This is a genomic window from Collimonas fungivorans (genome assembly GCF_028292705.1).
Taxonomy (GTDB): domain Bacteria; phylum Pseudomonadota; class Gammaproteobacteria; order Burkholderiales; family Burkholderiaceae_D; genus Collimonas; species Collimonas fungivorans_B.
The window spans coordinates 1-10,724 of the sequence record NZ_JAQGLV010000303.1 but is presented as its reverse complement, the minus strand read 5'-3'; the positions used below and the strand labels follow the sequence as shown (position 1 = coordinate 10,724).

Annotated in this window: 8 protein-coding genes and 1 pseudogene; 6 read left to right on the top strand and 3 right to left on the bottom strand. The window is 59.1% G+C overall.

The window, feature by feature from the left end:
* Together JWQ61_RS17140 and JWQ61_RS17135 are read right to left on the bottom strand one after the other, a co-directional pair.
* On the bottom strand, positions 1 to 1,022 hold a 1,022-nt coding region (locus JWQ61_RS17140), incomplete at its 3' end, for a phospholipase D-like domain-containing protein (protein ID WP_304361585.1).
* A gap of 60 nt (positions 1,023 to 1,082) precedes the next feature.
* Complete coding sequence (locus JWQ61_RS17135) at positions 1,083 to 1,715, bottom strand: LysE family translocator (protein WP_304361584.1); 633 nt, start codon at positions 1,713 to 1,715, stop codon at positions 1,083 to 1,085.
* Positions 1,716 to 1,833: 118 nt separating this feature from the next.
* Here JWQ61_RS17135 and JWQ61_RS17130 point away from each other — a divergent pair, with 118 nt between their 5' ends.
* The 5 genes from JWQ61_RS17130 to JWQ61_RS17110 all read left to right on the top strand — a co-directional run bounded on the left by JWQ61_RS17130 (position 1,834) and on the right by JWQ61_RS17110 (position 7,015).
* Positions 1,834 to 2,694: a fumarylacetoacetate hydrolase family protein gene (locus JWQ61_RS17130; protein ID WP_304361583.1), complete on the top strand. Its 861-nt coding sequence runs from the start codon at positions 1,834 to 1,836 to the stop codon at positions 2,692 to 2,694.
* 148 nt (positions 2,695 to 2,842) lie between these two features.
* Positions 2,843 to 3,115 carry a DUF2917 domain-containing protein gene (locus JWQ61_RS17125; RefSeq protein WP_041741844.1) on the top strand — a complete coding sequence of 91 codons (273 nt, stop codon included), beginning with the start codon at positions 2,843 to 2,845 and terminating at the stop codon, positions 3,113 to 3,115.
* Between the two features lie 76 nt (positions 3,116 to 3,191).
* Positions 3,192 to 4,550, top strand: a complete 1,359-nt coding sequence (gorA, locus tag JWQ61_RS17120; RefSeq protein ID WP_304361582.1) for a glutathione-disulfide reductase — start codon at positions 3,192 to 3,194, stop codon at positions 4,548 to 4,550.
* Between the two features lie 78 nt (positions 4,551 to 4,628).
* Positions 4,629 to 6,299, top strand: coding sequence for an acid phosphatase (locus tag JWQ61_RS17115; RefSeq protein WP_304361581.1), 1,671 nt, complete (start codon positions 4,629 to 4,631; stop codon positions 6,297 to 6,299).
* A 50-nt stretch (positions 6,300 to 6,349) separates the two neighbouring features.
* Positions 6,350 to 7,015 (top strand): MgtC/SapB family protein, encoded by a 666-nt coding sequence (locus JWQ61_RS17110; RefSeq protein WP_041743376.1) that lies wholly within the window; start codon positions 6,350 to 6,352, stop codon positions 7,013 to 7,015.
* Positions 7,016 to 7,084: 69 nt separating this feature from the next.
* On the opposite strand, the gene JWQ61_RS17105 is transcribed toward JWQ61_RS17110, so the two are convergent.
* Positions 7,085 to 9,754, bottom strand: coding sequence for a TonB-dependent receptor (locus tag JWQ61_RS17105; protein WP_304361580.1), 2,670 nt, complete (start codon positions 9,752 to 9,754; stop codon positions 7,085 to 7,087).
* A 618-nt stretch (positions 9,755 to 10,372) separates the two neighbouring features.
* On the opposite strand from JWQ61_RS17105, the pseudogene JWQ61_RS17100 reads away from it, so the two are divergent.
* Positions 10,373 to 10,724 (top strand): annotated as a pseudogene (locus JWQ61_RS17100) (aldehyde dehydrogenase family protein); the annotation flags it as partial.

Below are 10,724 nucleotides of genomic sequence, written 5' to 3'. Positions count from 1 at the left end.
AGCGCGGCGTTGACGGCCGAGTCTGGCACCAGGTAAGGCGTGGCGAGCCACAGCCGGTGGCGGGCGGCGTGTATCGCCTGGACGAAGAACAGCGAACAGGTTTCTTGCGCATCGGCCGGTCCGGTGGCGGCAATCAGGCTGGTGGCGTGGCCGTCGCCGGCGCGCGGCGGCAGCAAGGCCAGCGGTTCGCCGGTGATCCAGTGCCAGTTTTCATCGAAGGCCAATTGCAGGTCGGCCACTGCCGGACCCTGCAGTTCCATGTGGGTGTCGCGCCACGGCGCCAGCGGCGGCTTGAGGCCGAGGTATTCGTCGCCGACATTGAGGCCGCCGACAAAACCGCGCCAGCCGTCCACTACGACCACCTTGCGATGATTGCGGAAGTTGAGCTGGAAGCGGTTGCGCCAGCGCCGTGTGGCGAAGCGGTGGATCTGGACGCCGCCGGCGCGCAGGATGGCATCGTAGGTTGCCGGCAGATCGTGGCTGCCGACGCCGTCGTACAGCACGTGGACGCGGACGCCGGCGGCGGCGCGTTCCAGCAGCGCCGCTTGCAGCCGCCGGCCCAGTTCGTCGTCGTGGATGATGAAAAACTGCACCAGCACGTAGTGCTCGGCGCCGGCGATGGCTTCGAAGATTGCATCGAAACTGGCCTTGCCGTTAATCAGCAAGCGCAAGCGGTGGCCGCTCAGGAACGGCACGCCGAGCATTTTGCTGATGGCCTGGTAACGCTGGGCGCCGGCATGCGGCGGGTATTGCGCGGCTAACGTCCGCTGGGCCGGATCGTCCAGCTGGCGCAGGCGAGCCAGCCGCGAGTGATGTAGTTCGGCATAACCGGTGAAACGTTTACTGCCAAGGAACAGGTAAGGCAGCAGCGTGAAATAGGGCAGCAGCACCAGCCCGAACACCCAGGCCACCGCGCCTTGCGGCGTGCGGGTGTGCATCAAGGCGTGGATCGCGGCGACGACGCCGGCGGCATGCAGCAGCAAAACTAGAGTGGAAACCAGGGCAAGCGGCAAATACTGCATTCAGACAGCTCCGAATCTCATGGGCAGCTTGCATATTAGCCAATAACCAGGGCGACCTGCTTATTTTTTTGCCTGCAGCGCAATCCGCACCGCCAGGCCGGCCAGCACCGTGCCCATCAGCCAGCGCTGGATCAGCAGCCAGCTGGGCCGGCTGCCCAGCACGCCGGCGATCGAACCGGCGGCCAGCGTCACCATCGAGTTGACCGTGATGCTGACCACGATCTGGATCGCGCCCAGCACCAGCGACTGCACCAGGATGCTGGCGCCGTTCGGATCGATGAACTGCGGCAGCAGCGCCAGGTAGAGCAAGGCGACCTTGGGATTGAGCAGGTTGGTGAACAGGCCCATCAGGAACAGTTTGCGGTTGCTGTCGGCGGGCAGGTCGCGCACTGCGAACGGCGAGCGGCCGCCGGGCTTTACCGCTTGCCAGGCCAGGTACAGCAGGTAGGCGGCGCCGCCGAAACGCAGCAGGTCGTAGGCCAGCGGCACGGCAAACAGCAGGGCGGTGATGCCGAAAGCGGCGCACAGCATGTAAAACACAAAACCGGTGGCGACCCCGGCCAGCGACACGAAGCCGGCCTTGGGGCCTTGGCAGATCGAACGCGAGATCAGGTAGATCATGTTCGGCCCGGGCGTCAGCACCATGCCGAAGGCGACCAGCGCAAAACCCAGCAATAAATTAAGATTCGGCATACACGATTCCAGAGGATTGTCAGGAGGCCCGTCTGGGCCAGCTTGCGTATTTTGAGCTAAAACCTGCCGGTCCGCATGGCTATTTCCAGGCAACGCAGTTTAAAAAAGGAAACAAGAGATGAAGCTGTTACGAGTAGGTCCCAAGGGGCAGGAAAAGCCGGCCATGCTGGATGCCGGCGGCAAGCTGCGCGATTTGTCCGGCGTGGTCAGCGATATCACCGCGCAACAGCTGACGCCCGCCGGGCTGGCGCAGCTGCGTGCGATCGATCCAGCCAGCCTGCCGGAAATCACCGGTCCGGGCCGCATCGGCGCGCCGTTTACCGGCCTCGGGAAATTCATGTGCGTAGGCCTGAACTACAGCGACCATGCCGCCGAATCGGGCTTGCCGGTGCCGCCGGAGCCGGTGCTGTTCAATAAGTGGAACAGCTGTTTCGGCGGTCCCAACGATGCTATCGTGATGCCGAAAAATTCGGTCAAGACCGACTGGGAAGTCGAGCTGGGCGTGGTGATCGGCAGCAAGGCGCGTTATGTCGCGCTGGACCAGGCGCTGTCGCATGTCGCCGGTTATTGCGTGATCAACGATGTCTCCGAACGCGAATACCAGATCGAACGCAGCGGCACCTGGGACAAGGGCAAGGGCTGCGACACCTTCGGGCCGGTCGGGCCGTGGCTGGTCACCGCCGATGAAGTGGCGGATCCGCAAAACCTGTCGATGTGGCTGGAGGTCAACGGCAAGCGCTTCCAGGACGGCAGCACCAAGACCATGATCTTCAATGTCGCTTTCCTGGTCCATTACATCAGCCAGTTCGCCACCCTGTACCCGGGCGACATCATTTCCACCGGTACGCCGCCCGGCGTCGGCATGGGGCAAAAGCCGCCGCTGTATCTCAAGCACGGCGACGTGGTGCGGCTGGGCATAGACGGCCTGGGCGAGCAGCAGCAGACCGTGCACGCCTGGGACGAGAGTTTGCTGGACTGATTGATTTGTGCGCAGGGAGCACAAGTGTTGTTCTGATTTCCTGGATTGTTATGTCTGCCGGAATAAATAATAATAAATAATCATTCCGGCAGTCAATGTTTGACGCGATTGACGCCAACAATTGACGCCAACATACCGAGGCAAAACCATGAAATCAGAAAACATCAGCCATCTGCTGACACGCGCGCATACCCATGACGTTGTCTACCTGGCGGAGGACCAGACCATCTCGATCCAGAAAGCCTTGAAACAAGGTGAAAGAATCAAGTGCCTGAGCGGCTTGCTGTGGATTACCGCCGAAAATTTCAAAGGCGATATTTTCCTGAATGAAAACAAGGACGTTGAAATGCACGGCGCCAAGCATATCGTGATCACCGCCCTGAAACCTTCCAGTTTCACCTACGAGCAAGCGACGGTGTAGTCAATAGCGTAATATTTGGCATTGCTCGCCGCTACCGGCGAGCGTCTTGGCCTGGTCATGGCCGCGGAGAATGCCAATGTCTTTTGATGTCGACCTGTTTGTCATCGGCGCCGGTTCCGGCGGTGTGCGCGCTGCGCGGTTTTCTGCAGGTTTCGGCGCCCGCGTGGCGGTGGCGGAAAGCCGTTACCTGGGCGGCACCTGCGTCAACGTCGGCTGCGTGCCGAAAAAATTCCTGGTCTATGGCGCCCATTTCAGCGAGGACTTCGAGCAAGCCTCCAGTTTTGGCTGGACTGCCGGCAAGCCGCAGTTCGACTGGAGCACGCTGATCGCCAACAAGAACCGCGAGATCCACCGGCTCAACGAAGTCTATCGCGGCTTGCTGCTCAACAGCGGCGTCGCCTTGCACGAAGGCCATGCCAGGCTGCTGGACAAGCACACGGTCGAGATCAACGGCCAGCGCATCAGCGCCGCCAACATCCTGGTCGCCACAGGCAGCTGGCCGCAGGTGCCGGATATCCCGGGCAAGGAATTCGCCACCACCTCCAACGAAGCGTTCTTCCTCAAGGAATTGCCGCGCCGCGTGCTGGTGGTCGGCGGCGGTTATATTGCCGTCGAATTCGCGTCGATCTTCCATGGCCTGGGGGCGCAGACCAGCCTGCTGTACCGCGGCGACCTGTTCCTGCGCGGATTCGACCATGGCGTGCGCCAGCACCTGAATGAGGAATTCAAGAAGAAGGGCGTCGACCTGCAGTTCAAGGCCGATATCGCCAGCATCGCGAAGCAGGCCGACGGCAGTTTGCAGGCCACCCTGAAAGACGGCCGCGTGCTCGATACCGATTGCGTGTTCTACGCTACCGGCCGGCGGCCGATGCTGGACAACCTGGGCCTGGAGAATGTCGACGTGGCGCTGGACGCCAAAGGTTTTGTCAAGGTCGACCAGGAATACCGCAGCTCGGAACCCAGCATCCTGGCCCTGGGCGACGTCATCGGCAAGGTGCAGCTGACGCCGGTGGCGCTGGCCGAAGGCATGGCGGTCGCGCGACGCTTGTTCCGCCCCGAGGAATACCGTCCTGTGGACTACCAACTGATCCCGACCGCGGTATTCAGTTTGCCGAATATCGGCACGGTGGGGCTCACGGAAGAACAGGCGCAGGGCGCCGGCCATAAGCTGAAAATCTTCGAGACAAAATTCCGGCCGATGAAGCTGAGCCTGGGCGACTACCATGAAAAAACCATGATGAAGCTGATCGTCGACGCCGACAGCGACAAGGTGCTCGGCTGCCACATGGTGGGCCCGGACGCCGGCGAAATCATCCAGGGCATTGCCGTGGCCTTGCGCGCCGGCGCCACCAAACGCGTGTTCGACGACACCATCGGCATCCATCCGACTTCGGCCGAAGAGTTCGTCACGCTGAGGACGCCGCGGCCGGATTGACGGTTTCATGACCAAAAGATGAACGTCTGCTGCTAACATGGCAGGCTGCAAACCACCATCAAGAAATTGAAACTGCGCATGAACGAAAAACCAGAATTGACAGAAGAAGACGAGAGCGCCGGTTTCACGCGGCGCCGTTTCCTTGGTACCGTAGTTGCAGCCGGCGCCAGCCTGGCATTGTCCGACTGCGCCAGCGACGGCAACCAGCAGATCGCCGCTGCAACCCAGGAAAAACTGCTGGACCAGAAGCTGCAGTCGGCCATCAAGCATGTGGTGGTGATCTACGCCGAGAACCGCAGTTTCAATAACCTGTACGGCAATTTCCCCGGCGTGCAGAAACCTTTGTCGCAAGCGATGCAGGCACGCTACACGCAGCTGGACCGCGACGGCAAGACGCCGCTGGCGCAGCTGCCCAAGATCTGGGGCGGCCTGGTGCCGCAGGCGCAGGAAGTCGGCGGCCAGCGTTACATGATTGCCGAAGACCAGATCAGCGGCTTGCCGAACGCGCCGTTCAAGCTGAGCGACCAGCACGGCAAGCTGTTGCCGCAGGGTGTGATCACGCGCGATCTGTGGCACAAGTTTTATCAGAACCAGATGCAGATCAACGGCGGCAAGAACGACCAGTTCGTCGCCTGGGCCGATTCCGGCGGCCTGACCATGGGCCACTATGGTGAAACCGCCAGCAAGCTGCGCCTGTGGAAGCTGGCCGAGCAATACACCCTGTGCGACAATTTTTTCATGTCGGCCTTCGGCGGTTCCTATCTCAACCACATCTTCCTGGTTTCCGGGCAGACACCTTTCTATCCCGATGTCCATAACAGCCCGGCGCGCCACAACGTGGCCACCGTCGAGGGTGACGATCCGAAGGGCACGCGCCTGAAACTGGACGACAAGAATCCGGCATCGGCCATCGACGGCCCGCCCAAATTCCTGCGCGACCGCGCCATCACGCCCGACGGCTATGCCGTCAACACCATGGCGCCGCCATACCAGCCGAGTTTCGTGAAGCCGGCCATAGGCGGCGATGCGGCTTACGCGAACGCTGACGATCCGATGGTGCTGCCGCCGCAAACCTACGCCACCATAGGCGACCGCCTGTCGGAAAAAAATATCAGCTGGGCCTGGTATGCCGGCGCCTGGCAGGCTGCGCTGGACGGCAAGGCGAACGACGATGCGGTGCCGAATTTTCAGTACCATCACCAACCGTTCAATTATTTCAAGAGTTTTGCTCCCGGCACGGCGTTGCGCGAGACCCATCTGAAAGACGCCGGACTGGGCGACGATCCGGCTACCAACAAGTTCTTGGCGGAGATCGATGCCGGACGGCTGCCGGCGGTGAGTTTTTATAAACCGCAGGGCAACCTGAACCTGCATGCGGGTTATGCCGATGTCGAATCGGGCGACCGCCACATCGCCAACGTCATCGCCCATCTGCAGCGCGGGCCGCAATGGCAGCACATGGTGGTGATCGTCACCCACGATGAGAATGGCGGCTGGTGGGACCATGTAGCGCCGCCCAAGGGCGACCGCTGGGGCCCGGGTTCGCGGATACCGGCCACCGTCATTTCGCCGTATGCAAAAAAAGGGTTTGTCGACCACACTGTGTACGACACCACCTCGATCATGCGTTTCATTACCCGTTTGCACGGCTTGCGCAAGCTGGATGCACTGGTAGCGCGCGATCAGGCGTTCCGGGAAAACCGCCTGGCGCCGCTGGGCGACCTGACCAATACCCTGGACCTGGCATAGGCCTTCGTCAACACGACTTACTGGAGGAAGAATAATTGGATCAGGTTGAAATGATTATCCGGCTGCTGATAGCCGCGGCCCTGGGCAGTGTCATCGGCTTCGACCGCGAACGTTTATCCTGGGCCGCCGGCCTGCGCACGCACATGCTGGTGTGCGTCGGCTCGGCGCTGGTGATGATCGTTTCGGCCTACGGTTTCCAGGAGGTGGTGGGCAAACCGGGGATTGCGCTGGATCCGTCACGGATGGCGGCGCAAGTGGTGTCCGGCATCGGTTTCCTGGGCGCCGGTTCGATCCTGCTGCGCGGCGAGGTGATCCGCGGTCTGACGACTGCCGCCAGCCTATGGTCGGTGGCGGCGGTGGGGCTTGCTGTAGGCGGCGGCCTCTACATAGCGGCTGCGGCGGCGACGCTGATCATCCTGATTATCCTGGCCGGTCTCAAGCCGCTGGAAAAACGTTTTTTCGTGGCCCGCCAGCGGCGCGAGGTGCGGCTGGTGGTGCGGCGCGGCGCCATGACGTTCCAGATGTTCGGGCAGCTGCTGGACAAGGGTACGGCGCAGATCGAGCAGTTCATCGTTGAGCAGAACGCCAATGATGCGGATATTGAAGAAGTCACCGTGGCGCTGCTGCGTGTGTTGCCTAGCGAATTCGATGTCATCCTGGTCAAGCTGAAAGCGCTGCCGGATGTGCATGAGGTGAGTGAAATCCGTTTGCCGTAGATGCGGATTGTCGGCTGAGGTATTGAAGCGGGCTTCACATTGCGTGAAGCCCGTTTTGGTTAACGCTGCTTATTGGAACTGGTAGCGCATGTTGGCGTAGATGTAGCGTCCTACCAGGTCGTTCTGGTTTTGCACGAAGTCATCTTTGTAAGCCGTGTTGGCATATATCGGCGCCTTGTCAAACAGGTTGTTGATGCCGAGGTTTAATGTCAGATTCTTCATCAGCTTGGTGTTGAAGTTCATATCCCACACAGTGTATGACGGCACGCGCGCGTTCGTGATGGCAGGATCCTGGGAGTGGGTCGGGTCGTCGATATTGCGGGTGCTGGCGTAAGTTCTGGCGGTCAACGCCAATTCGTTGCCGGCATATTCGTATGCCGTGCGGAAGGAGTTGCTCCACCTTGGATGATTGAGCGAATCCAGCCTGCTCACAGGACCGGCTCCCGGTGTGGTGCTTTGCTTGAAGCTCAGCGTATAGTTGTTGACCTCACGGAATTTGAGCTTGCCCCAGCTGCCGAGGGCGATATCATATTTCACATCCAGATCGAGACCCTGGAGGTCGGTTCTGCCGACATTGATATAGGGAGAAGTGATGCTGCTGATCCGCCCCTTGTTGAGTCCCGGATTACGCGCTTCCAGCGCTGCATTACGCGGATCGCGGCCAATCAACGCTGCATAACCGGGAATGATGTCCTCGTTGTCCAGGATGTATTGCGGATCGAGCGACTGGATCGTGTTGCGCTGTTTGATTCCATACCAGTCCAGCGATGCCGACAGGTCCCTGATTGGCTGCCATACAACGCCAAACGAATAGTTGTTGGCTTTTTCAGCTTTCAGGTCCGGATTGCCTTGCAGGTAGACTCTGGGACTATAGCTGCAATTGGCCCCGACATACCCGAGCGGACCGCAACGGGCACGGTCGGCTACCGTGGTATAGGCGGTCGTGGTTGATGCAATCTCTGGCAAGGTCGGCGCCTTGAACGAGGTAGTGGCCGAACCGCGCAGCAAGATCTGATCTGACGGTCTCCACGCTAATGCAATTTTGGGATTGATTGAATTGCCGAAGTCGCTATAGTGATCGCCGCGCAACGCCAGTTGCATTTCGACCTGTTTCATCAGCGGGACATTGAACTCGCCATACAGCGAATAGACAGAGCGGCTGGCTTTGCTGCTGTTGGCGCCCAGATTGGTGATCTGTCCCGCGACAGCCAGCGGATCCGGTTTGTCGTCGATGGATTCATGCCCCGCTTGCGCGCCCCAGGCAAACCCGACCGGTGCGCCGTTGAACGAAAACAAGTCTGGCGCTGACATTTTCCAGTCAATGGTTCCGAGGCGCGATGTCGCCACCCGCTCGGTAGTGGTCAGCAGTGGATTGACCACGCTGGCTGGATTCCAATAAGCAAAGGGATCATAGCCGCCATTGCCGAGCAAGCCGCTTTGCAGCGATGCCGACGATACATCTTTCAAGACGGCATTCGAGCCGCTTTCTTTGAGGCGGTTCTGATTGAGGCTGATGGCTGCCTCGCTGTCCCAGCGGCCGATTTCGCCACGCCAACCACCTACCAGGCGCACACTGTCGCTGGTCACTTTGCTTTGTTGTGGGGCAGCTTCGTAAATGCCGCGGTACAGGCGCAACTGGTCGCCGGGTGTAAAGCCTTGCAGTGAACCGTCTGCGCTGGGGCCAGGCAAGTTGGCAAGGCCCGGATTGGTCGAGCCGGCGGTCTTGCCAATGAATGCGCTGTCAAATTGCGGGAGGCCTCGTTCAGTGGTGCTTTCGCTGTGGCTATATGAGGCTTCGCCAAACAATTCGTCGCGGCCATTGAGCCGTTTGGTAAAAATCGCTGAAATACCACCGCGCAGCACCTTTGGCGACAGACGCACCACGGGATTGGTGAAACAGCGCGTATCACCTGTGCCTGCGCTGACGCCAACGGTGCCGCGGCAGCCGGGTATCGGGACGCCCGGTTCGGCAGTGGTAAGGTCGTTCAGGCTGCCCAGGTAGCGGTTTATGCTTCGGCTGTCGCCACCCCCAAAACGACTGAAGTCGCGATTGGCGGTGGCGTCGTGTTTGTCGCTGGATAAGGGGTTGCGGCGCAGCACGTCGACTGTCAGCAGCAAGTTCTGTCCATCTTTATCCAGGTCGCCCCAGCCTGCGGTGATGCTGGCGCCGGCCGTGCCGCCGTCGCCTTTTTCATTCGTGCCAAGATTTGCCGTGGTTTCTATGCCCTGGTAGTTGCGCTTGGTTTTGAAGTTGATCACGCCGGCGACGGCATCGGAGCCGTAAATGGCTGAGGCGCCGTCACGCAGGATTTCGACCGATTCGATCGCCGCCAGCGGCAAACTGTTGAGATCAACAAACGTATCTTCCGCGTTATTGGCAAAACCGTAATTGGCCAGGCGGCGGCCATTCAGCAAAATCAAAGTGTATTTGGCGCCCAGGCCGCGCAATGCCACCGACGCAGCTCCCTTGGCGAATGAGTTATTGGCATTGCCGCTCAATTCCACGGAAACCGACGGCATCTTGCTCAGCAGCTCAACTACGGTGCTGGCGCCGGATTTTTCAATCGCGTCGCGTTTGATGATTTCCACCGCGGTCGGGCCCTCCTTGTTGACGCGTGAAATGTTTGAGCCGGTTATGGTAATGCGTTCAAGATTCTCGGGAACGGGAGCGGCGGGTTGGTCAGCGCCGAAGGCGAGGGGCAGGTGGATGAAGCCGATTGCTGCGAGGGTTGATGCCAAAACTGTTTTCTTCATCTGGGAAAGTCTCCATCTTTGGTAAGGAAATGATCGATTTCGCTTCATGCTTTGTTACAGGCGGCCGGATAAGCCACCTGTAGAGCAAGGGTTTCCAGTGCCGTCAGCGCGGACAGCGTATGTCCGGATGACGAACAGCACCCCGATAATGACCATGCTTGGGGTGCTGTTATTTCATTTTGTATCAATCCGTCGCGTGATGTAACGCGCCTGAAATATTTAACTTTTTCGTTAGTTTTTTTGTTGTTTTATTTTCCTTTGGGCACTATTTTGAGGAAATATATGATAAATAAATTTCCATTATGCAATAAATGTTACCTTGATTGTAATTCGTATTTGGCGTACGTTATTTGATAATCAAATCAAATCAGATGTGAATTGATGCTAATGAAGGACGTTTTTAAAAGAGCATTGGAAAATTTAATGGGCTAATAAGCAATCGTTGCTGAATTAAATATTTTTATTGAATATCATTATTTTTCTGTAAAAACGAATGGCTAAAACGCCTATAAAGTGGAGGCGGCGCTCAAGTAAAAGATCGTCCTTTGGAATAGGCGATGTGCTTTAATTGCCGGATACAAATGCTCTTGTCAAAGGCAAGCGATGAACACCATGACAACTCCGGCCGGCGCCGAATTTGACCAGACCCAGCTGGAAATACGGCGCGTATTCGATGCCCAGGGAGTCACCGCGCTGCGTCTGCGCCAGTCGGGCAAGGCCGAGCGCCTGCAGAAAATCAGGAAGCTGAAGAGCGCGCTGCTGGCGCACAAGGATGAGGTGATTGCCGCCGGCTTTGCCGATTTCGGCAAACCTGCCGTCGAGGTGGAATTAAGCGAAATCCTGCCGGTGATCGCCGAGGCCAATGACGCCATCCGCAAGCTGGGGCGCTGGATGAAGCCGAAGAAAGTCTGGCCGTCGCGCATGATGGCCGGCACTTCGGGGTATACCCAGTACG

What these genes read in the sequence shown, in the direction of transcription:
- JWQ61_RS17135 (WP_304361584.1), bottom strand. Translation starts at nt 1,715, where the DNA reads ATGCCGAATCTTAATTTATTGCTGGGTTTTGCGCTGGTCGCCTTCGGC.
- JWQ61_RS17130 (WP_304361583.1), top strand. Translation starts at nt 1,834, where the DNA reads ATGAAGCTGTTACGAGTAGGTCCCAAGGGGCAGGAAAAGCCGGCCATG.
- JWQ61_RS17125 (WP_041741844.1), top strand. Translation starts at nt 2,843, where the DNA reads ATGAAATCAGAAAACATCAGCCATCTGCTGACACGCGCGCATACCCAT.
- gorA (WP_304361582.1), top strand. Translation starts at nt 3,192, where the DNA reads ATGTCTTTTGATGTCGACCTGTTTGTCATCGGCGCCGGTTCCGGCGGT.
- JWQ61_RS17115 (WP_304361581.1), top strand. Translation starts at nt 4,629, where the DNA reads ATGAACGAAAAACCAGAATTGACAGAAGAAGACGAGAGCGCCGGTTTC.
- JWQ61_RS17110 (WP_041743376.1), top strand. Translation starts at nt 6,350, where the DNA reads ATGATTATCCGGCTGCTGATAGCCGCGGCCCTGGGCAGTGTCATCGGC.